Origin of the sequence: Pseudomonas sp. Z5-35 (genome assembly GCF_051131945.1) — a bacterium.
GTDB lineage: Bacteria > Pseudomonadota > Gammaproteobacteria > Pseudomonadales > Pseudomonadaceae > Aquipseudomonas > Aquipseudomonas marvdashtae.
Window position 1 is genome coordinate 3,305,548 of record NZ_CP071640.1, and the last position, 23,022, is coordinate 3,328,569.

The 23,022-nt window shown below is 61.3% G+C and carries 25 protein-coding genes; 17 read left to right on the forward strand and 8 right to left on the reverse strand.

Translation table 11 applies throughout. The features are described 5' to 3' along the window. Window positions 1–197 precede the first annotated feature (197 nt). Window positions 198–947, reverse strand: coding sequence for a gamma-glutamyl-gamma-aminobutyrate hydrolase family protein (locus J3P95_RS15095; RefSeq protein ID WP_434580724.1), 750 nt, complete (start codon window positions 945–947; stop codon window positions 198–200). Window positions 948–1,110: 163 nt separating this feature from the next. Here J3P95_RS15095 and J3P95_RS15100 point away from each other — a divergent pair, with 163 nt between their 5' ends. From J3P95_RS15100 to J3P95_RS15120, 5 genes are read left to right on the forward strand one after another with little or no spacing between them, the layout of a single operon-like run. Then, window positions 1,111–2,877, forward strand: a complete 1,767-nt coding sequence (locus J3P95_RS15100; protein ID WP_434580722.1) for a S8/S53 family peptidase — start codon at window positions 1,111–1,113, stop codon at window positions 2,875–2,877. Between the two features lie 53 nt (window positions 2,878–2,930). Then, entirely contained in the window at window positions 2,931–3,392 is a 462-nt protein-coding gene (locus tag J3P95_RS15105; RefSeq protein WP_434557605.1) for a thiol-disulfide oxidoreductase DCC family protein, read from the forward strand. A 39-nt stretch (window positions 3,393–3,431) separates the two neighbouring features. After that, window positions 3,432–3,593 (forward strand): DUF2986 domain-containing protein, encoded by a 162-nt coding sequence (locus J3P95_RS15110; protein ID WP_434557606.1) that lies wholly within the window; start codon window positions 3,432–3,434, stop codon window positions 3,591–3,593. A gap of 4 nt (window positions 3,594–3,597) precedes the next feature. After that, window positions 3,598–4,398, forward strand: coding sequence for a DUF6630 family protein (locus tag J3P95_RS15115; protein ID WP_434580720.1), 801 nt, complete (start codon window positions 3,598–3,600; stop codon window positions 4,396–4,398). A gap of 57 nt (window positions 4,399–4,455) precedes the next feature. Further along, on the forward strand, window positions 4,456–4,686 hold the full coding sequence (locus J3P95_RS15120) for a hypothetical protein (RefSeq protein ID WP_434580718.1): 231 nt from the start codon (window positions 4,456–4,458) through the stop codon (window positions 4,684–4,686). 52 nt (window positions 4,687–4,738) lie between these two features. Here the strand turns inward: J3P95_RS15120 and J3P95_RS15125 are convergent, their stop codons facing one another. The 5 genes from J3P95_RS15125 to gabT all read right to left on the reverse strand — a co-directional run bounded on the left by J3P95_RS15125 (window position 4,739) and on the right by gabT (window position 8,502). Next, window positions 4,739–5,326, reverse strand: a complete 588-nt coding sequence (locus J3P95_RS15125) for a hypothetical protein (protein WP_434557609.1) — start codon at window positions 5,324–5,326, stop codon at window positions 4,739–4,741. A 4-nt stretch (window positions 5,327–5,330) separates the two neighbouring features. Then, window positions 5,331–5,774 (reverse strand): DUF3592 domain-containing protein, encoded by a 444-nt coding sequence (locus J3P95_RS15130; RefSeq protein WP_434580716.1) that lies wholly within the window; start codon window positions 5,772–5,774, stop codon window positions 5,331–5,333. Between the two features lie 202 nt (window positions 5,775–5,976). Beyond that, window positions 5,977–6,465 (reverse strand): Lrp/AsnC family transcriptional regulator, encoded by a 489-nt coding sequence (locus J3P95_RS15135; protein ID WP_434557611.1) that lies wholly within the window; start codon window positions 6,463–6,465, stop codon window positions 5,977–5,979. 45 nt (window positions 6,466–6,510) lie between these two features. Then, window positions 6,511–7,167, reverse strand: a complete 657-nt coding sequence (locus J3P95_RS15140) for a 2-haloalkanoic acid dehalogenase (RefSeq protein ID WP_434557612.1) — start codon at window positions 7,165–7,167, stop codon at window positions 6,511–6,513. A gap of 39 nt (window positions 7,168–7,206) precedes the next feature. Then, window positions 7,207–8,502: a 4-aminobutyrate--2-oxoglutarate transaminase gene (gene gabT / locus J3P95_RS15145; RefSeq protein ID WP_434580713.1), complete on the reverse strand. Its 1,296-nt coding sequence runs from the start codon at window positions 8,500–8,502 to the stop codon at window positions 7,207–7,209. 287 nt (window positions 8,503–8,789) lie between these two features. Here gabT and J3P95_RS15150 point away from each other — a divergent pair, with 287 nt between their 5' ends. The 10 genes from J3P95_RS15150 to J3P95_RS15195 all read left to right on the forward strand — a co-directional run bounded on the left by J3P95_RS15150 (window position 8,790) and on the right by J3P95_RS15195 (window position 19,149). Further along, window positions 8,790–9,716, forward strand: a complete 927-nt coding sequence (locus J3P95_RS15150) for a 2-hydroxyacid dehydrogenase (protein ID WP_434580711.1) — start codon at window positions 8,790–8,792, stop codon at window positions 9,714–9,716. A gap of 205 nt (window positions 9,717–9,921) precedes the next feature. Further along, entirely contained in the window at window positions 9,922–10,779 is an 858-nt protein-coding gene (locus tag J3P95_RS15155; RefSeq protein ID WP_434557615.1) for a GNAT family N-acetyltransferase, read from the forward strand. 36 nt (window positions 10,780–10,815) lie between these two features. Continuing rightward, on the forward strand, window positions 10,816–11,523 hold the full coding sequence (locus J3P95_RS15160; protein ID WP_434580709.1) for a cupin domain-containing protein: 708 nt from the start codon (window positions 10,816–10,818) through the stop codon (window positions 11,521–11,523). A gap of 503 nt (window positions 11,524–12,026) precedes the next feature. Then, a complete protein-coding gene (locus J3P95_RS15165) occupies window positions 12,027–13,220 on the forward strand; it encodes an OprD family porin (protein ID WP_434563851.1) in 1,194 nt (397 codons plus the stop codon). Window positions 13,221–13,400: 180 nt separating this feature from the next. Then, the gene (locus J3P95_RS15170; RefSeq protein WP_434557617.1) at window positions 13,401–14,222 is read left to right on the forward strand and encodes an NAD-dependent epimerase/dehydratase family protein; all 822 of its coding nucleotides are present in this window, start codon (window positions 13,401–13,403) and stop codon (window positions 14,220–14,222) included. A 43-nt stretch (window positions 14,223–14,265) separates the two neighbouring features. Further along, a complete protein-coding gene (locus J3P95_RS15175; protein WP_434557618.1) occupies window positions 14,266–15,171 on the forward strand; it encodes an SMP-30/gluconolactonase/LRE family protein in 906 nt (301 codons plus the stop codon). A gap of 56 nt (window positions 15,172–15,227) precedes the next feature. Next, window positions 15,228–16,199: a TRAP transporter substrate-binding protein gene (locus J3P95_RS15180; RefSeq protein ID WP_434557619.1), complete on the forward strand. Its 972-nt coding sequence runs from the start codon at window positions 15,228–15,230 to the stop codon at window positions 16,197–16,199. 74 nt (window positions 16,200–16,273) lie between these two features. After that, window positions 16,274–16,801, forward strand: a complete 528-nt coding sequence (locus tag J3P95_RS15185) for a TRAP transporter small permease (protein ID WP_186640446.1) — start codon at window positions 16,274–16,276, stop codon at window positions 16,799–16,801. Then, complete coding sequence (locus tag J3P95_RS15190; protein ID WP_434557620.1) at window positions 16,801–18,081, forward strand: TRAP transporter large permease; 1,281 nt, start codon at window positions 16,801–16,803, stop codon at window positions 18,079–18,081. The genes J3P95_RS15185 and J3P95_RS15190 overlap by 1 nt, the downstream gene beginning before the upstream one ends. A gap of 198 nt (window positions 18,082–18,279) precedes the next feature. Continuing rightward, window positions 18,280–19,149: an aldose 1-epimerase gene (locus J3P95_RS15195; protein ID WP_434580706.1), complete on the forward strand. Its 870-nt coding sequence runs from the start codon at window positions 18,280–18,282 to the stop codon at window positions 19,147–19,149. 145 nt (window positions 19,150–19,294) lie between these two features. Here the strand turns inward: J3P95_RS15195 and J3P95_RS15200 are convergent, their stop codons facing one another. Then, window positions 19,295–20,095 carry a sulfite exporter TauE/SafE family protein gene (locus J3P95_RS15200; protein ID WP_434580704.1) on the reverse strand — a complete coding sequence of 267 codons (801 nt, stop codon included), beginning with the start codon at window positions 20,093–20,095 and terminating at the stop codon, window positions 19,295–19,297. Between the two features lie 139 nt (window positions 20,096–20,234). Between J3P95_RS15200 and J3P95_RS15205 the strand changes: the two genes are divergently transcribed. Further along, complete coding sequence (locus tag J3P95_RS15205) at window positions 20,235–21,098, forward strand: MBL fold metallo-hydrolase (protein WP_434580702.1); 864 nt, start codon at window positions 20,235–20,237, stop codon at window positions 21,096–21,098. A 6-nt stretch (window positions 21,099–21,104) separates the two neighbouring features. On the opposite strand, the gene bkdR is transcribed toward J3P95_RS15205, so the two are convergent. After that, window positions 21,105–21,593, reverse strand: a complete 489-nt coding sequence (bkdR, locus tag J3P95_RS15210; protein ID WP_003202929.1) for a Bkd operon transcriptional regulator BkdR — start codon at window positions 21,591–21,593, stop codon at window positions 21,105–21,107. A 192-nt stretch (window positions 21,594–21,785) separates the two neighbouring features. Here bkdR and J3P95_RS15215 point away from each other — a divergent pair, with 192 nt between their 5' ends. Continuing rightward, complete coding sequence (locus J3P95_RS15215) at window positions 21,786–23,021, forward strand: 3-methyl-2-oxobutanoate dehydrogenase (2-methylpropanoyl-transferring) subunit alpha (protein WP_434580700.1); 1,236 nt, start codon at window positions 21,786–21,788, stop codon at window positions 23,019–23,021. The last annotated feature ends 1 nt before the right edge of the window (window position 23,022 follow it).

Sequence of the window (23,022 nt, forward strand, 5' to 3'; positions counted from 1 at the left end):
TGTTCTACGCCCGGCGACTGCGCCAAAAATTCCGTTATAAGCGATACGACCTGCTGTTGAACCCCCTCACGAGCACGACCCTTTCGAGACCCTGAAGGGAACAAGCTTTGCGTCTGTTGTCACGACCAGGAGTAAATCAGATGCACCGCGCACGCATCGGCAAACACCTGCTCGCCGGTGGTAACCAGATAACTGCGTCAAGCGTCCTGTTCCGCCCGCGCCCGACACGCCTGCCCAAACGCGCGAAAAATCGCCCGATAATCGGCGTTGTCCATCACCTCCCATTCCGGATGCCATTGCACGCCCAAGGCAAACGCTCGACTGCCTTCTACCGAAAGCCCCTCGACCAATCCGTCTTCCGCCACGGCCTCGATGCGCAAGCCCTGCCCCACCCGCGCGATGCCTTGGCCGTGGACGGAGTTGACTTCAATTACGTCCTTGAGGCCCAGCCGCGTCAGCACGCCACCTGGCCGCACCGTCAGGGCATGTGTGCGGGCGTACTGCTCTTGGACGGGTTCGTTGCTCGGCGGTTCGTGTTCAGCGCCTGGGCCGTCGAGTTGCTGATGGAGGGTGCCGCCGAAGGCGACGTTCATTTCCTGGAAGCCCCGGCAGATGCCGAGTACCGGCAGGCCGGCTTCCACGGCGGCGCGCCAGAGCGGCAGCGCCAGGTTATCGCGGGCCGGGTCGTGCTCGGTGCCCGGCGGGCTGGGCGGGCCGCCGTATTGATGGGGCTCGATATTGGAAGGCGATCCGGTGAACAGCAGCCCATCCAGGCTGGCGATGATCTGGGCCGGGTCAAGCAACGCGGGGAACACCGGCAGGATGACGGGCAGCCCTTCGGCTGCGGTGGCGACGGCCTCGGCGTATTTGTCGTTGCTGAGCTGGACGGTGTGCGGACCGATTTTGCCTGAACAGGCGATGACACCGATCATGGGTGGACGAGACATGGGACTCCCTGACCTTTTAGGTCTCAGACGTTTATGTATCCGATTGTGGCGCGGGTTCGGTTGTTCCATTTCGATGACGACCGCCATGGATCGCATCCCAGGGCTGAACGAAGCCCGCGACACAACGGTCGGAACAGCAATCCCCGGCAAAGAAACCTCACTCATGCGCTTACGATCCGCCGCCCTCGTTACGTTGCTCACCTTGTCCGCCAGCACGATTGCACTGGCGCAAGAACCGTTGCGCCTGGAAAGCCTGAAGCGCTGCGGCGACCTGCTCGAAAGCCAGCACCAGGAATGGTGCCTCACCGCGCGCGGGCTGGGTGACGCAACGCCGCAACTGAAACTGGGTGAAAAAACGATCCCCGCCGAGAGTATCCAACGTGAAGGACAGAACCTGCGCGTGCGCTTGGACAGCGCCGATTACCAGAGCGGCCCACTCTGGCTAGAAGAGGGTCCGCGCGCCAGCAATGCCGTCTGGTTGACGCTGCGCAACAGCCACGTGCTGGCCGCCGGGCCGAATGAAGTGGCGAAGAACATGGACGGGCTGACCACGTATGTGGATCTGGTCAGCGTGCTGATCGAAGAAAGCCACGATGGCCGCCAGGAAGCTGAGCGTCTGGCGGGCAAGTACGGGGCGACGGTGGTCGGTAGTATCGCGCCGCTGAACGTCTATCAGCTGCGCCTGCCGGCCAAAGATCTGGTGCAGCGTGATGCGTTGGTGCTGCGCCTGGGTGGCGAGACCAGTGTCGATGCGGTGGTGATCGAGGAGTCCGCAGCCGAAGAGGCCGAGCAAGCGCCCGCCCAGCCTGAGGAACCGAAAAAACCGGATCAGGACTCTGATGAATGGTCCGCAAACCGCTTCCTCGACGCCGTGCATTATTACCAGCGGCGCGTCCCGGGGCAGCAGGCGCCAATCCAACCGCAGCCGGTGCGCATCGGCTTGATCGAGCGCGACGTGGATTTCGACACGGCGGATTTCGCCGATTACCTCGGTGCCTGTTCGGTACCGCGCACCTGCGTCTATGCCCGCGACGCGGACAAGCCGGACAACCATGGTACGACCGTCGCCGGCATTCTCGCCGCACGCTGGGACGACGGCGGCAATACTGGTTTCCTCCGTGGCCTGGAGAAGGCCAGCGGTGGTTTCGAAGTGATCGTCGAGCGAAATTCCGACGCCGGTATCACCGCCAACATCGCGGCCTCGGTCAACCTCGTCGAGGACGGCGTGCGTGTGCTTAATTGGAGCTGGGGCATTCACCGCGTTGGCGCCAAGGACGTCAAGGGCGATGACGTGGATTCGCTGTTGCGTTCGGGCATCGCCATGGGCGGCTACGAAGAGTTGTTGGAGGAATTTTTCCTGTGGCTGCGCAAGGAACATCCCGACGTCGTGGTAGTGAATTCCGCCGGCAACGGCTCATCATTCTCCGGCACAGACGAATACCGCCTGCCCTCCTCGTTCATCACCGAGCAACTGCTGGTGGTCGGCGGGCACCAGCGCAGCGAACGCGCCGGGGTGGCGGTCGACGATCCGGGCTATGCAGTCAAGCGCAACTCTTCGAACACCGACATGCGCGTCGACATCACCGCCGCCGCGTGCACCCACGCCTCGACGGTCAACGCCGGCCAGGACGGCGCGGTGCATTGCGGCACATCCTACGCCACGCCGATGATCACGGGCCTGTTGGCCGCGATGCTGTCGATCAATCCGCAACTTCATCCCGAGCAACTGCGCATGCTCCTACGCCGCAGCGCCATGACCATCGGCGACAATCACGACTTCGAGCAAATGGATGGCGAAGACCTCACCGCGCCCATCTTGCCGTCGGAGCGCAACCACCAACTTAACGATAAGGACGTCGGCCGCTCGGCGCGGCTGGACATGCAAAAGGCCCTGGACCTGTCGGTACAGAGTCGCAGCCGGGTGCGTTGAGGCGGCAACAGGCGCTATGATCCGCCATACATGACTTTCGAGGAACCACGCCTATGCCGGCCTCACACGTGCGACCTACAACCGCGCCACTGCTCGAACCCGGCGAAACGGTGGTTCTATTCGACGGCGTGTGCAAGCTCTGCAACGGCTGGGCGAGGTTTCTGATACGCCATGATCAACAACGGCGGGTGCGGCTGGCGGCGGTGCAGTCGCCCGAGGGCCAGGCCCTGCTTGCCTGGGCAGGCTTGCCAATGGATCAGTTCGACACCATGGCGGTGATCCGCGACCGGCAATATTGGGAGCGTTCGGAGGCCTTTTTCGAAATCGTCTCGCAGTTGCCCGCCCGCTGGCATCCGGTGAAATGGCTGCGCCTTTTCCCGCGCCCGCTTCGGGATTGGGTCTACGATCGCATCGCGCTGAACCGCTATCGGCTCTTCGGCAAATACGACACGTGCCTGCTACCCAATGCCGACCATGCAAAGCGTTTCTTGAAAATGCCTGCAACCGAGGGTTAAATCCCTCATTCCCAGCGCCTGCGAGCCCGAGTAGACAACATGAATCGCCGTAAAAAAATCAACCAGCTGCTCAAGGCCAACGCCAAGAAGGCCAGCGCCAAGTTGGCGCCCAAGAGCAAGGATAAATACATCAGCAAAGCCGACCGATTGAAACTGGCGGCTGAAGGCAATCCAGATGTGATCGTTTCCCCTGAGAGCTGACCCTTTGACCCCCATCGATCCGCTGTCGCTTCAACGCATCGTCACGGCTCACGGCAAACCCGAGGGCGCGAGCTATTTCGATGCGGAGGAAAGCCTCGTTCATGACATTTTTCCCGACCGCATCATGTTCCAGACCCATTACCTGGACCACAGCAGTTATGAAGTGGATGTCGCCGAGGGCGTGGTCCGTGTGCGCAAGACGCGCCTGGACAATTACCACCGAGACCACAAGGCCCAGGTGATCGACGATGACATGGACGATGACGATTGGGTGGAGTTGGCCAGCCTTTGGCAACGCTTGAGCCGCGACCTGGACACTCAAGGGCAAGGACCGGGCCCGGATCCGGTTGATACCCTGGCGGACCTGTTCGACTGCCTGTTCGACGAGGCGCACGCGCAGGCGCTGATCGAGAATATGCCAGCCCCTACCGGCCAATGGGACTGGGCCTGGACGCAAGTGCAATCGGCGCTTGCCGGGTCCCGGCAATTGGCTGGGTTCGAATGGAAGGAATGGTCGTTGTCCGGCGTCTACGCCATCAACGCCCTGGCCCCGCTGCAGGAGCTGGGCATTGAAATTCCTGTGCCTGACAGCAAAACCGTGGACGCGATCAACCGCGCCAACGATTGGGAACGCGCGTTGCTCCAGTATTTCAACGCACGATTGGAAACCCACGATTTGAAGCTGCTGGCCATCGGCACGCACTTCGATGAGTACCAGGCGTTTGCCTGCCTGCCGATGAACGGCCTGGGTTTGGCCAATGCGTTGGAGATCCTCGGCAGGCTGGGCATCGTCTATAAATACTAAGCCCCTGGTGCGGCGATTTTACGCCGCTGAATAAGTGTCCTTGAGCTCGGATACAACATGAAGAACTGTGAATATTGCGGGGCCCTTATCCTCGCCGACAACGGTGCGTGCAAACGTTGCTCCGAAGCAATGCGCCTTATGGCCGAAGCCCCCGCGCCGAGCGGGCCGTCGAGGGGGCTAAAAATCCTGAAATGGGTGCTTATCGGTTTGCTGGTCGCGGTGCTCGTCGCTGTGGCAGGGATCATTTGGGTCCTGAAGACGTTGGGGCCGATGCCTTCTTTAGGTTGATCGCTACGCCGATGCCTTTGTGGCGAGGGAGCCAGCTCGCTCCCACCCTGAACTAGAATAAATAGCCCATATAGATCGCCGCACCACCACCAGCCTGCAAACCGGCGTTCACACCCGCCATGACCACCGCCCCCTTGGCCGAGCGCGCCAGTTGCCGGTTGACCGTGGTTGAAGCAATGAGCGAAGTCGCCGGATTGGAACTCAGCGCCACCGACAACGCCAGCAACTTGGGGTCAAGCCCAAACAGCAAGGCTGTGGCCGAACCGCCAACCACCAGGCCTACGCCCACTTCGGTATACATGCAAGGACCCGTGATGTCGTCGCTGGTCAGGTCGCGATTGGCCAAGGCGTCGCTGACAAACACCTTGCCGGTGCTGGGAAATGCCTCCGCCGCACCGGCCGCAGCCACACCCTTGCCCTTGATCTGGATATTGATCTTGCCGAAGCGCGGCAGCCTTGCGCCAAACCCGACACCCACGCCGACACCGCCATAGCGGTAGCTGACGTCCTCGCCCTGGGGCGAACGCAGGATAATCGAGCCGCCGCTGCCCGCCACCATGACCACGGTCAGACCGCCGCCGCTGGCGGTCTGGTACTGCCAGCGACTTTCATTGACCGGGAGAGGGATGCTGTAGCTCATACGTTCAAAGTCCTTTATGTGAATGAGCCGCACCGCGGCCGCGTTGACGGAAAGCTTTTAGCAGGCCGACAAGGGCGAACACCAGACCGATGAACCCGAGCACCCCGGGGGTACCCCACAGTGCGGCCGGGGCATCGACGATGGCGCTGCCAGCCGGCTGCTCGGGCAGGTAATGTACCCGCACCGGTTGGTCTTTCTGGAAGCCGAAGATAAACCCCCCCTGGGGATAGGAGATTTTTTCACCGCTGACGGTGGTGAAGGCGATTTCAGGATGCGAACCACCGGCATTCAAGTGACTGACAATGCCGTCGGCGGTCTGTGCGCGGGAAAGGAAGTCGCGGCGCTCGAGGGTGAGGTTGACGGCAATGCCCAACAAGCCAACGCCAATCAGCGCAAAAAGCAGGCCCAGCAGTATCGTCCCTATGCGTGACGGCGTGTCGTTAGCCATAGCTTGTCCCGGTATTCGTCCATGAAAGAAGGCGGTGAGGATAACAAAAAGTCAGGCTATGGCGTAACAGGATTTGAATGCAGGGCTACGGTGTTGGGTCAGTTTGAAATGAAGCTGGAGCCACCGCTATTGCGAGTAAGCTCCCACACAGGTTCTCAGGTGCTGAGGCCCTTCTTCGGAAGGGCTTTTGCGCCAACGCTCATCAATGCCGCAACAGCTTGCGCAATGGAACTTCATCCTTGCGCACCGGCGACTTGATGACGATATAGCTGAAATACTTGGAGATGCCGATGTTCTTGTCCAGCAGGCCTTCCATTACCTCCTGGTAATCCTGGATGCTGCGGGTCATGAAACGCACGAGGTAATCGTAGCCGCCGCTGATCAGGTGGCATTCGAGCACTTCGTCCACCAGGCGGATATTGGATTCGAACTTGGCGAAGTCTTCACGCTTGTGGTCGCTCAAGGTGACCTCGGTGAAAACCGTCACCGAATCGGTGATCTTGGCGAGATTGAGATGGGCCTTGTAGCTGGAAATATACCCCGCCGACTCCAGCCGCTTGACCCGTTGCAGGCAGGGGCTGGCGGACAGGCCCACGGCGTCGGCCAGGCTGACGTTGGTCATGCGACCGTCTTTTTGAAGCTCGACCAATATGCTGATGTCGATCCGGTCCAGTTTCGCTACACCTTCCATCGCCTACCTCGTGCCGGGTGTTTGTAAGACCATCTTCTAACAAAATCAGCGCCGTAAAGACAGCTGATGCTGAGCCACCAGATCCGCCATGCTGTTGATGCAATAGTCCGCCGCGCAGGGTGCTGGGGAGCTGTGCAGTTCACGGCAGATCAAGCACATAGCCCCAACGGCTCGTGGCCGGGCGCCGGGACGGGTCACTTGGAGGATCGCCTCGGCGTCGAGATCATTGGCGGCCAGCCAATCTTCATCGTGCAACGGGTCGCTCGCCAACGAAATGAAATCCTCCGGTTCGATGCCCAGGCGCTCGCACAACACGCCACGGTCCTCGGCGTCGCGATCACCGAGCACCAACAAGCGATAGAACTTGCGCAGGTACAGCATCGCCCCCGGCGCATCCTCGAACAGCGTCCAGCCCGCGGCTGATCGGGCAAAGCTCATGCCCTCCTCCCAACTGGCCTTGAGCTGCCAACGCTCGGCCAGCTGACGATGGGCAAAACACAGCAAGCCACTGAAGCCCAGTTCGCCAAAGCGCGGGTACAAGGCTTGCAGAACCTGGTCGAACTCAGCGAGCACGGCGGTCTTGTCCAACGGCCCGGCATGGCTCTCCAGCAGCGGCTGCAACGCCGTCCAGACGCCAGCGTCGCGATCCACCAGGACTTCATCGCAGTCGATCAACAACGCCCGATATTCAGTCAGCCTCATCTGTACCGCCTCCGATGATGTCCATTGATCAACGCTCCATTAACCGACGCTGACGCGTGCCAAGGCGCCCTCGAGAATCTGCAACGCTTCGTCGATCTGTGCTTCGCTGGTCACCAGCGGCGCGAGGAAACGCAGGACGTTGCGGTACACCCCGCACTTGATCACCAGCAGCCCGCCGGCGCGGGCTTCGTCGATCAGCCGTTGGTTCAGCTCAGCATCCGGGGTCCGCGCATCGTCCGTTTTGATCAGCTCGATTGCCAGCATGAAACCACTGCCGCGCACGTCGCCAATGAACGGATAACGCGCCTGCAAACCCAGCAGGCCTTGGCGCAGCCGTTCACCCAAGGCTTCGCCACGGGCCAGCAATTGTTCTTGCTCGAAGGCATCGATCACCGCCAGCGCCGCCGCGCACGAAAGCGCATTGCCGCCGTACGTGCCACCGAGTCCGCCGGGCAACGGCGCGTCCATGATCTCGGCCTTGCCGACCACACCCGACAACGGCAAGCCACCGGCGAGGCTCTTGGCGACGGTGACCAGGTCCGGCTGGATGTCGGCATGCTGGAAACCGAACCACTTGCCGGTACGGCCGAAACCGGTCTGGATTTCATCGAGAATCAACACAATGCCATGTTTCTCGGTCAAGGCGCGCAGGCCCTGGAGGAACTCGACGGGCGCGCAAAGGAAACCGCCATCGCCTTGCACCGGTTCGATGATGATTGCCGCGACCCGCTCTGGCGCTACCTGGGTCGCCAACAGTTCGTCCAGCGCTCGCAGGGCCATTTCACTGGTGACGCCGCGATAGGCGTTCGGATAAGGCGTGTGGAAGACTTCCGGCGCGAACGGCCCGAAGTTCTGCTTATACGGCTGGCTCATCCCGGTCAGGGTGGTGCCGAGCAGGGTCCGGCCGTGAAACCCACCGCGAAAGGCGATCACTGCCGAGCGGTTGGTGTGGGCGCGAGCAATCTTCACGGCGTTTTCCACGGCTTCGGCGCCGGAGGTGAAAAACGCAGCTTTATAGGCGTGTTGGCCGCCGATCATCTCGCACAGGCGCCGGGCCAGGTCCAAGTAGGGTTTATAGGCCACGACCTGGAAGCAGGCATGGGAAACCTTCTGCAACTGGGCCTGCACCGCCGCGACAACCTTGGGGTGGTTATGGCCGATATTCAGCACGCCGATGCCGCCGACGAAGTCCAGGTAGCGCTTGCCGTCCACGTCCCATAATTCGGAACCTTGGGCTCGATCGATCACCAGCGGGTGCGCCGTCACCAGCCCACGGGGCACGTATTGATCACGCTGACGGAGCAGACTCGGGGTTTCTTCGACTTTACTGTTCATTGGCATTTCCCATCGTGAGCCGCGCAACCAGGAAGCGGCTGCGGTGTCACCACAGGTTAAGCGTTCGGCACGATTGTCTAAGCCGAACTTGGTCGTCGAGAAATCCGGATCGACTGTTTACCCCCCGGCAAACAGCAGATTCCTCCATGGGCCTCGCACCCCAACGATTCTGCCGCCGGGAACGCTTTACAACCCGCGCCATGCGCCCCTGCGCCCTGCTTTCGAAAGATCCTGCTCCGCCGTTGAGGCATGCTTGAGACTCCCGAACTTGAGATGAGAACCGACCCATGGCGCTGCTTTATAAAGCTGATCCGGTACGCGGCGAACACTGGCGACGCTTGTTCGCCGAACAGGCGCCAGACATCGAATGGCGGGCCTGGCCGGACATCGGCGATCCAAGGGATATCCAGTACCTCGCGGCCTGGCAGGCACCGGACGACATCGAAACGCTGCTGCCGAATCTGCAAGTGCTGTTCGCCTTGTCGGCAGGCGTCGATCAGCTCGACCTCGGTCGGTTGCCGCCGTCGCTGCCGGTGGTTCGCCTACTTGATCCGGGCATCACCCAAGGCATGTGCGAATACGCCAGTTTCGCCGTGCTCAGCGTGCACCGGGACATGTTGCGCTATCGCCAGCAACAAGCCGGACGTTGCTGGCAGGCGCATCCCCTGGTGCCTGCCTGGCAGCGTCGGGTCGGCGTCATGGGCTTGGGTTTGCAGGCGCGGCAGATACTGGCGACGTTGGAGCCCTTTGGCTTCGCCTTGTCCGGCTGGGCCCGCAGCGAACATCAGATCGACGGCGTGGCCTGTCATGCCGGATCCGAGCAACTGCCGGCCTTTCTCGGCCAGTGCGATATCGTGCTGTGCGTGCTGCCGCTGACCGAGCAGACCGAAGGCATTCTCAACCGTCGGCTCTTCGAACAACTGCCCAAGGGCGCAGCCTTGATCAACATGGGCCGGGGCGGTCATCTGGTCGAGGCGGATCTGCTCGACGCACTCGCCAGCGGCCAGCTCAGCGCGGCGGTGCTCGACGTGTTGGCGCAGGAACCGGCCGCGCCGGAGCATCCGTTCTGGCAGCACCCGCAAATCCTGCTGACACCCCACATCGCGGCGATGACCCAACCGGAAACAGCCTTTGGCGTCTTGCTGGAAAACATCCGTCGGCATCAACGGGGCGAATCGATGCTGGGACGGGTTGATCGCGAGCGCCGCTACTGACTGTTCATTGTCGCTGGCAAATCGGCTCGGTATTTCCTGCTGGGCGGACGTCTCGTTTGGGCAAGAAATTCGGCCCGCGCCACCGCTGCTTAGCGAACCTGCCGAATTGGTTTTCGGCCCTTGTCAGCCCCGGTGGCAGGTGAGATACAGACAACCACCACGGACGATTGCGTCCGGCTCGACATCAATTTCATGGGGACCCGCCATGTCCATTTCGCAACGCCCTGCTTATCTTTATCGCGCCATGACCGCGGCCGATGTCCCGGCGGCCCACGCCTTGTCCGTGCAGTTGAAATGGCCCCATCGCCTGGAAGACTGGGCGATGCTGCAGCGCGTCGCCCAGGGGTATGTCGTGCTGGACCAGGAGCGGCTGATCGGTACCGCGTTTACCTGTGGCCAAGGCGACTACGCCACCATCGGCCTGGTCATCGTCAGTGACGAGTACCAGGGCCAGGGGATCGGCCGCAAGTTGATGGAGTTGGCTATCGAGGCGTGCGGATCGCGGACCGCCGTTCTCAACGCGACGCTGGCCGGCGCACCGTTGTACGCCAGCCAGGGCTTCGTTGAGTTCGGGTATATCCAGCAACACCAGGGGCAAGCATTGGCGTCTGCCGCGCCGGAGCTGGCCAGTGGGCAACGCTGTCGACCACTGGCATCGGCCGATCACGCCGAGCTGATCAGGCTGGCCAATGCCGGCAGCGGTCTGGACAGGGCGGCGGTGCTGAACGATGTGTTCGCCGATGTTGAACAAGGCGTCGGCATCGAGCGGGACGGCCGCCTATGCGCCTTCGCCCTGATGCGCCCCTTCGGCCGTGGGCGCTGCATCGGCCCGGTCATCGCCCAAGACGCTACACAGGCCCGGCATGTGATCGCAGTGCTGGTGGCCCAGGTGCCGGAGGCGTTCGTGCGCATTGATATTCCCGCTGACTGCGGCCTGGCCCCCTGGCTGGAAGACATCGGGCTCAAGCGCGTGGACACCGTCACCCAAATGGCTCGCGGCGCCCCGCCCCAGGCCACCGGCGGCGTGCGCCAATTCGCGCCGGTGACCCAGGCCATCGGCTGACGCCCTATCCGCAGCACTTCTCTGGAGAAAAAATTGATGCTTGAGCCCACTGCAATGCTGTTGGCACGCGCCGACGGCAGCCCCACCGCCACGCTTTTTCGTCCAGGTTCGCTGGGCGCCAACGACCCGTTCGACCGGCTCGTCGCCCATGCCGGAGCCGACGGCATGACGGCCGGTGTGGTCCAGGCCAGCGGCCGGTACGGCAGCGATGCATACCCTTTCAGCGAAACCGTCGTCGTGCATGCCGGGGCCGTCACGCTGCGCAGCCCGGCGCAGACGCTGCACCTGCAGCCGGGGGAAAGCGCGGTGATCGCCCGGGGCACGGCCCTTGAGATTGAGGCGCAGCCCGCTTCCCTCTGGGCATTCTGTGCCGACACGCAGTCTGTCGCGACCAAGCAACCCGGACTCACCGCCCTGCCCCCGTCTACCTTGCTATCGCCTTCAGCGGCACCCGATGAAGCGATCCTGCTGGGCCCAACACCGCAGTGCCGCTCGCACAACCTGTTTGTCGAGGAAGCGACCGACTTGCGCATCGGCATCTGGGACTCGACGCCCTACACCCGCAAGTCCCGGCCGCACAAGCTGCATGAACTGATGCACCTGCTCGAAGGCAGCGTCACCTTGCAGGCAGCCGACGGAACCGAGCTGGTGGTCAAAACCGGCGATACGGTGTTCGTGCCGTTGGACGCGCCCTGTGCCTGGAAAAGCAGCGTCTATGTGCGCAAGATTTATGTGGTGAGATAGGCCTGCGTCGTCATAGCTACATGGCTCCACGTTTGGCCCTATTGCATGCAAACAGATTGACGCAGTCGCTCTAGTGGCGAGGGAGCTTGCTCCCTCGCCACTAGAGCTTCTAAGCCCCTCCGCCCCCCAACATTCGACTAATGTCTTAGGCCAGTCATCGCATAACTGCGCCCGTTGAAAGCTATCCTGAGGCGAGTTTTGCCCAAACCAGAGCCCTCTCGGCCCGAGTTTTCCTAAGCGGCAAGCATTCTGAATGCCTCAGGCCAAGGCCTATCAGCAAGAAAAAATCGCAGTAATGGCCAGTTGACAATGACGGAGCGGCGCCAAATAATCCCCGTCATGTTGTACGACGACGTATGACAAATAAAAACAACAAAAAAGTAGGGAGCGCCATAGTGAGCACACGTGTCCGTTTTTCGTCCGATCGCAGTCCAAACCGCCGTACTCTTCTCAATACCAGCCCCGCCCTGGTCCTGCTCGGTTGCAGCAGCCTTGCCGCGTTTATGCCAATGAGCGCCAGCGCCGCAGGCTTTGTCGATGATGGCAAAGCCACGCTGAACCTTCGCAACTTCTACATCAACCGCAACTTCACCAACCCGGACAATGCCCAGGGCAAAGCCGAAGAGTGGACCCAGAGTTTCATCCTCGATGCCAAGTCCGGTTTCACCCAAGGCACGGTCGGTTTCGGCCTGGACATCCTGGGCATGTACGCGGTCAAGCTCGACGGTGGCCGTGGCACGGCGAACACGTCCCTGTTGCCGATTCATGACGATGGCCGCCCCGCCGATGACTACGGTCGCCTGGGTGTAGCCCTCAAGGCCAAAGTGTCGAAGACCGAATTGAAAGTCGGCGAATGGATGCCGGTGCTGCCGATCCTGCGTTCCGACGACGGTCGTTCCCTGCCGCAAACCTTCCGTGGCGGCCAGGTTACTTCGACCGAAATCAACGGCCTGAGCCTTTACGGCGGCCAGTTCCGCGGCAACAGCCCGCGCAACGACGCGAGCATGGAAGACATGTCGATGAACGGCCGCGGCGCGTTCACCTCCGACCGCTTCAACTTCGGTGGCGGCGAATACGCCTTCAACGAAAAACGCACCCAGGTGGGCGTCTGGTACGCGGAACTGTCCGACATCTACCAGCAGCAATATTTCAACCTGACCCACAGCCAACCGATGGGCGACTGGACCCTGGGCGCCAACCTTGGCTACTTCATCGGCAAGGAAAACGGCAGTGCCTTGGCCGGCGACCTGGACAACAAAACCGCGTTCGCCATGCTCTCGGCCAAATACGGCGGCAACACCTTCTACGTCGGCCTGCAGAAAGTCGGCGGCGATGATGCCTGGATGCGCGTCAACGGCACCAGCGGCGGCACGCTGGCGAACGACAGCTATAACTCCAGCTACGACAACGCCAAGGAAAAATCCTGGCAAGTGCGCCATGACTACAACTTCGCCGCTGTCGGCGTGCCGGGCCTGACCCTGATGAACCGCTACATCAGCGGCGACAACGTGCACACCGCCACCGTCGACGATGGCAAGGAATGGGGCCGTGAAAGTGAGCTGGCTTATACCGTACAGAGCGGTGTACTGAAGAGCCTCAACGTGAAATGGCGTAACTCGTCGCTTCGTCGTGACTTCAGCACCAACGAATTCGACGAAAACCGAATCATCTTCAACTATCCACTTTCGCTCCTGTAACACCGAGGAACCCTTGCCATGTGCGCCTGCCAGCGCCATGGCAAGCCCCGGCAAGGACGCCGACCTAGAGCGGTTCGTCGATCAAACGTTGACAAGGTAGCGGAAGGATAAGGATATTCCATCTCGGTCGTACGACAACTTATAACAACTGTACCTCTCATTGTTTGCTCAGGTAATGCCATGACCACGACACAGATTCGCCAACCCTTCAATCGCCTGCTGTTGACCGGCGCCGCCGGCGGCCTGGGCAAAGTCTTGCGCGAACGCCTCAAGCCTTACGCCCGCCAGATTCGCCTGTCGGACATCGCCAACATGGCACCTGCCATCGATGAAAGCGAGGAAGTGGTGCCATGCGACCTGTCGGATAAACAGGCCGTGCACCAACTGGTGGAAGGCGTTGATGCCATCCTGCATTTCGGTGGTGTTTCGGTAGAGCGTCCGTTCGAAGAGATCCTTGGCGCCAACATCAGTGGCGTGTTCCACATTTATGAAGCGGCGCGCAAGCACGGCGTCAAGCGCGTGATTTTCGCCAGCTCCAACCATGTCATCGGCTTCTACAAGCAGGACGAGGCCCTCGACGCCCATTGCCTTCGCCGTCCGGATGGCTACTACGGCCTGTCCAAGTCCTACGGCGAAGACATGGCCAGTTTCTATTTCGATCGCTACGGCATCGAGACCGTGAGCATCCGCATCGGCTCGTCGTTCCCGGAGCCGCAGAACCGCCGGATGATGAGCACCTGGCTGAGCTTCGACGACCTCACCCAACTGATCGAATGCTCGCTCTACACCCCTGAAGTCGGCCATACCGTGGTCTACGGCGTCTCCGCCAACCGCGACGTCTGGTGGGACAACAGCCACGCCGCGCACCTGGGCTACCAGCCCAAGGACACCTCGGAAATCTTCCGCGCCAAAGTCGAAGCGCAGCCGATGCCGGCCGCCGATGACCCGGCCATGGTCTACCAGGGCGGCGCTTTTGTAGCGACCGGCCCGTTCGACGACTGATTCGCCTGTTTTTCATGGGATACGAACGAACCAAGGAATCGCCATGCAAGCCGAATTGATTGTCGATGCACGCAACGCCGTCGGGGAAAGCCCGGTATGGGTCCCCGAGGAAAACGCCCTGTATTGGGTAGATATTCCCAGCGGCGGCCTGCAACGCTGGAACGCCAGCAGCGGAAAAATCCAGGGTTGGGAAGCACCGGAGATGCTCGCTTGCATCGCCCGTCACCAGGACGGTGGCTGGGTTGCGGGCATGGAAAGCGGTTTCTTCCGCCTGTACCCCCATGAGGACGGCAGCCTCGATAGCGAGCTGTGCGCGAGCGTCGAACACAGTCGCACTGACATGCGCCTCAACGATGGCCGTTGCGATCGCCAAGGCCGTTTCTGGGCCGGCAGCATGGTGCTGAACATGGGCGCCAATGCCGACGAAGGCCGGATGTACCGCTTCGATGCCGGACAGCGCAGCCCGGTCGAGGCACAATTGAGCGGTTTCATCGTGCCCAATGGCCTGGGTTTCAGCCCGGACGGGCGCACCATGTACCTCTCCGATTCGCACCCGTTGATCCAGCAGATCTGGGCCTTCGACTACGACATCGACAGCGGCACCCCGTCCAACCGACGGCTGTTCGTCGACATGATGCCGTTGGCCGGACGCCCGGACGGCGCGGCGGTGGATGCCGACGGTTGCTATTGGATTTGCGCCAACGACGCTGGGCTGATTCACCGCTTCACCCCGGATGGACGCCTCGACCGCTCGCTGGAAGTGCCGGTGAAGAAACCGACCATGTGCGCCTTCGGCGGCAGCCGGTTGGACACCCTGTATGTGACCTCGATCCGTCCGGGCGACGACAACAATCCACAGTCCTTGGCCGGTGGCGTGTTCGCCCTCGATCCCGGCGTCAAGGGCCTCGCCGAACCTGCTTTCGGAGGACTGAAGCCCTCCGCGACCTGATCTGCTTTACCGCTTCACATCGATAGACATAAAAACAACAACACTGGAGATTGACCATGAATTTTAAACGCACGCTTCTGATCGCGGCCCTGCCCCTGGCCTTCCTGGCGCAGGCGGCACACGCTGAACTCACCCTGAAAATCGCCGACATCCACCCCAAGGGCTACCCGACCGTAGTCGCTGAGGAGTCCATGGGTAAAACCCTGGAAAAAGAAAGCAACGGCGAATTGAAGTTCAAGTACTTCCCGGGTGGCGTACTGGGTTCCGAAAAAGAAGTCATCGAGCAAATGCAAGCCGGCGCGATCCAGATGTCCCGCGTCAGCCTGGGCATTGTCGGCCCTGTGGTGCCGGACGTGAACGTCTTCAACATGCCGTTCATCTTCCGCGACCAGGCGCACATGCGCGCCGTCATCGACGGTGACGTGGGCGATGCGATCCTCGACCGGATCACCAACTCCGAGTTCGGCCTGGTGGCCCTGGCCTGGATGGACGGCGGTACCCGCAACCTCTACACCAAGAAACCGGTGCGCAAGCTTGAAGACCTCAAGGGCATGAAGATCCGTGTCCAAGGCAACCCAATGTTCATCGAAACCTTCAACGCCATGGGCGCCAACGGTATCGCCATGGACACCGGCGAGATCTTCAGCGCCCTGCAGACCGGCGTGATCGACGGCGCGGAAAACAACCCACCGACCATGCTCGAGCACAACCACTACCAGAACGCCAAGTTCTACAGCCTGACCGGCCACCTGATCCTGCCTGAGCCAATCGTGATGTCGAAAATCACCTGGAACAAGCTCACCCCAGAACAACAGGTCATGGTCAAGAAAGCCGCCAAGGCTGCCCAGGCTGAAGAGCGCGATCTGTGGGACAAGAAATCCGCCGCCAGTGAAGAAAAACTCAAGGCCGCTGGCGTCGAGTTCATCACCGTCGACAAAAAACCCTTCTATGACGCCACCGCGCCGATCCGGGCCAAATACGGTGCTCCGTATGCCGACCTGATCAAGCGTATCGAAGCCGTCAAGTAACACCTCTGAATCTGTACTCATGAAAAGGCTGGGCGCGCCGCAGGTGAAGGCGCGCCCGGTTACGGTGGAACCCGATGAAGAATTTGCTGCTGCGTATCAACGACACGATTTACATGACTTGCATCTGGGTGGCCGGCCTTTCTGTCCTCGCCGTTGCGCTGATGATTCCGTGGGGGGTGTTCGCCCGCTACGTACTCGGTACCGGCTCAAGCTGGCCGGAGCCCACCGCCATCTTGCTGATGATCGTATTTACCTTCATTGGTGCTGCTGCCAGCTACCGCTCCGGCTCGCACATGGCCGTGGACATGGTTACCAGCCGCATGCCCCCGCACTGGCAAACCCTGGCTTCGGTTTTCACGCAGCTATTGATGGCGGCGGTGTGCATTTTCATGACCGTCTGGGGCACCAAGCTGTGCATGACCACCTGGAATCAGTTCATGAGCGCCATCCCCACCCTGCGCGTCGGCATCACCTACATGCCGATCCCGATCGGTGGTTTCCTGACCCTGATTTTTGTCCTGGAAAAACTCTTGCTGGGTGACCAAAGCAAGCGTCGGGTCGTGCAGTTCGACCTGGTTGAAGAAAACGAAGGTGCCGCTTAATGGACGCGCTGATTCTGCTGGGCAGTTTTTTGTTGTTGATCCTGATCGGCATGCCGGTCGCCTATGCGCTGGGCGCTGCCGCCCTGATCGGGGCGTGGTGGATCGATATTCCGTTCCAGGCCATGATGATCCAGGTAACGGGCGGGGTGAACAAATTCTCGTTGCTGGCCATTCCGTTCTTCGTGCTGGCCGGTGCGATCATGGCCGAGGGCGGCATGTCCCGCCGACTGGTGGCGTTCGCCAGTGTGCTGGTGGGCTTCGTGCGCGGTGGCCTGTCTTTGGTCAACCTCGTGGCCTCGAGTTTTTTTGGCGCGATCTCCGGCTCCTCGGTGGCCGATACCGCCTCGGTCGGCTCGGTGCTGATCCCGGAAATGACACGCCAGGGCTATCCGCGTGAGTACGCCACCGCCGTCACCGTCAGTGGTTCGGTGCAAGCGCTGCTGACACCGCCCAGCCACAACGCGGTGCTGTACTCCCTCGCCGCTGGCGGTACTGTCTCCATCGGTTCGCTGTTCATGGCCGGTATCGTGCCCGGCATCATGATGAACCTCTGCCTGATGGCGCTGTGCCTGGTCTTCGCGAAAAAGCGCAACTACCCCAAGGGCGAAGTGATTCCCCTCAAGCAAGCGTTGAAGATCTGCCGGGAAGCCATGTGGGGCATGATGACCCTGTTCATCATCCTTGGCGGCATTCTCTCTGGTGTTTTCACCGCCACCGAATCGGCCGCCATTGCCGTGGTGTGGGCATTCTTCGTGACCATGTGCATCTATCGCGACTACAAGTGGAGCGAGTTGCCTAAACTGATGCACCGTACGGTACGCACCATCTCCATCGTGATGATCCTGATCGGCTTCGCCGCCAGCTTCGGCTACATCATGACGCTGATGGAAATCCCGGCGAAAATCACCACCGCGTTCCTGACACTGTCAGACAACCGCTACGTGATCCTGATGTGCATCAACGTGATGTTGCTGCTGTTGGGCACCGTGATGGACATGGCGCCGCTGATCCTGATCCTGACGCCGATTCTGATGCCAGTCATCGTCGGCATCGGCGTGGACCCGGTGCAGTTCGGCATGATCATGCTGGTGAACCTGGGTATAGGGCTGATCACGCCACCGGTGGGCGCGGTGTTGTTCGTCGGTTCCGCCATCGGCAAGGTCAGCATCGAAAGCACCGTCAAGGCGCTGCTGCCGTTCTACGCCATGCTGTTCCTGGTCCTGCTGCTGGTGACTTACGTCCCCGCCATTTCGCTGTGGTTGCCGAATCTGGTGTTGTAACCCTGTAAGCGAGCAAGCCCCCTTGTGGCGAGGGAGCTTGCTCCCGCTGGACTGCGCAGCAGGCCCACCCGGTTTGAACTCGGGCGACTGCTGCGCAGCCGAGCGGGAGCAAGCTCCCTCGCCACAAAAGCTATCTGCCCTTCCCAAAAAAGCTATCTGCCCTTCCTATATCTGCCCTTCCTAATAGACGCGACCACCATGACGCAGCCCCTTCTCCATCTCGAAGACGAACTCACCCGCCTGACCCTGGCCCCGCACCTGGGCGCCAGTCTCGTTGAATGGACATTGCGCAGCACCGACGCCCCGCTGCTGCGTCCGCCCGCCCCGCAAGCGCTGGACAATGGCCTGCCGGGCAAGCTGGGTTGTTTCCCCTTGATCCCCTGGTCGAACCGGATCGCCCAGGGCGGTTTCGACTGCCCCGGTGGCTGGCTGGCACTGGAAGCCAACAGCCCCAACGACCCGTTTCCGATCCACGGCAGCGCCTGGCAACAACCCTGGCAAGTCATCGAACAAAGCGGTCAGGAAGCGTTACTGCAACTCGACAGCCTGCAACCGTTCGCCTACTGCGCCAGCTTGCGGATCCGCCTCAGCGGCGGGCAGTTGCAGATCGCGATGCTTGTCACCCACACGGCCAAACAGCCCGCGTGGCATGGGCTGGGTCTGCATCCGTACTTTCCGCGCACCGCCGGTACGCGCCTGCAAACCCGGGCGAGCGAAGTCTGGAAATGCGACGCCTCGAAGTTGCCGACCGAGCTGAGCGAAGTGCCTGCCGAGTGGGATTTCCAAGAGATTCGCGCCCTGCCCGATACCCTCGTCGACAATGGTTTCGGCGGCTGGGACGGTCAATGCCTGATCCAGCAACCGGACTTGGGCTATGAGTTGGAATGCCGCGCCAGCGGCAGCAAATACTTCCTGCTGTACTGCCCAGTCGGGCTGGACTTTTTCTGCATCGAACCGGTCAGCCATCCGGTCAATGCCCACCATCTGCCAGGACGGCCGGGGTTGCGTTTGCTCGAGCAAGGGCAGTCGGTGGCGTTGGGGTTTTCGATGCAGTGCCGGTTGCTGTAGACACACCACCCCGTGGCGAGGGAGCTTGCTCCCGCTGGCCTGCGCAGCAGGCCCATACAGTCTTGACCCAAGGCGTCTGCTGCGCAGCCGAGCGGGAGCAAGCTCCCTCGCCACAAAGGCAATGTGCAATCCTGATTCGTCGCAGCTACGCCCGCAGCAACATGAACACCGCCACCGCCAGGCATACCCCGGCAAATCCCACCTGCAACGCCCGCGCTGGAACCTTCGCCGAAAACCGTCGCCCGAGCACCATCCCGACAATGCTCGCCGCAATGAATACGCCGCCTACCCGGTCGATGCTGACCCCAGCATGAAACGCCCCCGCCACGCCAATCAGTGAAATCAAGCTGATGACCATCAGCGACGTGGCGACAATGCCGCGCATCTGCACGTCGGTCAGTTGCTTGAACGCCGGCACGATCAAGAAGCCGCCACCAACGCCCAACAATCCCGAGACAATGCCCGTCACGGCGCCCAATGCCGACAATGTGGCGGTGCACCGCGCGGTCCAGGCCAGGCGACCGGTCTGCTGATCAAGCAGGCAATTCTTCTGGCCCCAACTGGCCGCGCCATGATCGCTGGGCCCCGCTTGTGCCGTTTCCCGGCGCAACATGCGCGCCGCCACCAACACCATCAACAGGCTGAACAGGATCATCAGGATTTTTTCCGAAAGCTGGTGGGCGAGGTAGATGCCCAGCGGCGAAAACACCGCGCCCAGCAGCGCAATCAACAGGGCCGCCCGGTATCGCACCAGGCCATGACGCAACCCATCGATGGCGCCCACCGCCGCCGCGCTGCCCACCGCGAACAACGCCACTGGCGCGGCCTGGGTCATGCTCCAACCCAGGCCCAACACCAAGGCCGGCACGGCCAGAATACCGCCGCCCGCGCCCGTCAGGCCAAGGACCAGGCCCATGACCACACCGAAAAGACTTGCCAATAACATTCAGGTTCTCTCAAGCCGCGCACCCCTGTTGTCAGGCGTGATCGCATTTGCAGGACGCGGTGGCCCTCACTTAAGCTGCGGACCTTATGTTGTAAACCTCAAGCGTAGCAACCGCTTCTTCCCGCACAGGTCCGTTGTCATGCCCGCGCAGATCCAGAGCTTTCTCGACCCCTCTTCCAAGACCTATACCTACGTGGTGTATGAACACAACGGTGGGCAATGCGCCGTGGTCGACCCGGTGCTCGACTACGATCCGGCTTCGGGCCGCAGCGGCACCGAACAGGCCGACCGGGTGATCGCTTTCGTGACCGAACATCAACTGACGGTGCAATGGCTGCTGGAAACCCACGCTCATGCCGATCACTTGTCCGCCGCGCCTTACTTGCGAGGCAAACTGGGGGGCAAGATCGCTATCGGCGAATCGATCCATCAGGTTCAGAGTGTCTTCAAGGCGCTGTTCAACCTCGAAGCGCAATTTGCGGTGGATGGCTCACAGTTCGATCACCTGTTCGCGGCCGACGAATCTTTTCTCATCGGCAACCTCAAGGCCACCGCCTTGCACGTGCCCGGCCACACCCCGGCGGACATGGCCTACCTGATCGATGGGGATGTGATCCTGGTGGGTGACACGCTGTTCATGCCCGACGTCGGCACCGCCCGCTGCGACTTCCCGGGCGGCAATGCCCATCAGCTCTACGCTTCGATCCGCAAACTGCTGGCCTTACCCGCCGGCGTGCGGCTTTATGTGTGCCATGACTATCCACCGGAGGAACGCGAGCCTCACTGCGTGAGTACCGTGGGTGAGCAGCGCCAGCACAACATCCATGTTCGCGATGGCATCGACGAGGCCTCGTTCGTTGCGATGCGCACCCAGCGTGACCAGACCCTGGGCATGCCGACACTGCTGTTGCCAGCGATCCAGGTGAATGTGCGGGCCGGACACCTGCCGCCGGCCGAGGGCAATGGCGTGACTTATCTGAAGATTCCAATCAATCAGCTTTAGCAGCTTTCACGTACCCAACGTCAACCCATTCGCCGGCAGCGGCAGCGCGGTCTTGTAGCGCACCTGCTTGAGGGCAAAGCTTGAGCGGATATTCGCCACACCCGGCACCTTGGTCAAAAAATCCATCATGAAGCGCTCCAGCGATTGGATGGTCGGCACCAATACGCGGATCAGGTAGTCCGGGTCGCCCGCCATCAAATAGCATTCCATCACCTCGGGCCGGTCGGAGATCGCCTCTTCGAAATGCTGCAGCGCCTCCTCCACCTGTTTCTCCAGGCTGACATGGATAAACACGTTGACATGCAGGCCCAGCAGGTCGGCATCCAGCAAGGTGACCTGCTCGCGAATCACCCCCAGTTCCTCCATGGCCCGGACCCGATTGAAGCACGGCGTCGGCGACAGGTTGACCGAACGGGCGAGATCAGCATTGGTGATGCGGGCGTTTTCCTGAAGGCTGTTCAAGATGCCAATGTCGGTACGATCCAATTTGCGCATGAGACAAAATTTCCCGTTTCTTATCGTTGTGCAGATTTTTTATCTGCAAATCATCTAAACGGCAAGCCAACAGAGAAAAATATTCTTCTACGTCGAGCCTATGATTGTTGTAGGACAATTTCCCCTACCCGGGGAAATTCGTCAGCTAGCGCGCCCACTACAAGAAATTCACAAGATCGAGCGTAGAAAGCCATGAACCCAGCGTACGAACCGCTACGCCTGCACGTCCCAGAACCCTCGGGCCGTCCCGGCTGCAAGACTGACTTCTCCTACCTGCATCTGACCGATGCCGGCACGGTGCGCAAACCTCCAATCGATGTCGAACCCGCCGACACCGCCGATCTGGCGCGAAGCCTAATCCGCGTGCTCGATGACCAAGGCAATGCCATGGGCGAATGGGCCGCGGACATCCCCGTCGAGATCCTGCGCAAAGGCATGCGCGCCATGCTCAAGACGCGCATCTACGACAACCGCATGGTCGTCGCACAGCGCCAGAAAAAGATGTCGTTCTACATGCAAAGCCTTGGCGAGGAAGCCATCGGCAGCGCCCAGGCCCTGGCGTTGAACATCGACGACATGTGCTTCCCCACCTACCGCCAGCAAAGCATCCTGATGGCCCGCGAAGTGCCGCTGGTGGACTTGATCTGCCAACTGCTGTCCAACGAGCGCGACCCGCTCAAGGGCCGGCAATTGCCGATCATGTATTCGGTCAAGGACGCCGGTTTCTTCACCATTTCCGGCAACCTCGCCACCCAGTTCATCCAAGGCGTGGGCTGGGGCATGGCCTCGGCGATCAAGGGCGACACCAAGATCGCCTCGGCCTGGATCGGCGACGGCGCCACCGCCGAATCGGACTTCCACACCGCCCTCACCTTCGCCCACGTCTACCGGGCGCCAGTGATCCTCAATGTGGTCAACAACCAATGGGCGATTTCTACCTTCCAGGCCATTGCCGGCGGTGAAGCCACCACGTTCGCCGGACGCGGCGTCGGCTGTGGCATCGCCTCGCTGCGAGTCGATGGCAACGATTTCATCGCCGTCTACGCCGCTTCGCGTTGGGCCGCCGAACGCGCCCGCCGCAACCTCGGCCCGGCGCTGATCGAATGGGTCACCTACCGCGCCGGTCCTCACTCCACGTCCGACGACCCGTCGAAATACCGCCCCGCCGATGACTGGAGCCACTTCCCGCTGGGCGATCCGATTGCGCGCCTCAAACAACACCTGGTGAAGATCGGCCAGTGGTCCGAAGAGGAACACGCCGCCGTCAGCGCCGAACTTGAAGCCCAGGTAATCGCCGCGCAGAAGGAAGCCGAGCAGTACGGCACCCTTGCCGGCGGACAGATTCCAAGCGCCGCGACCATGTTCGAAGACGTCTACAAAGAGATGCCGGAGCACTTGAAGCGCCAGCGTCAGCAGTTGGGGATCTGAC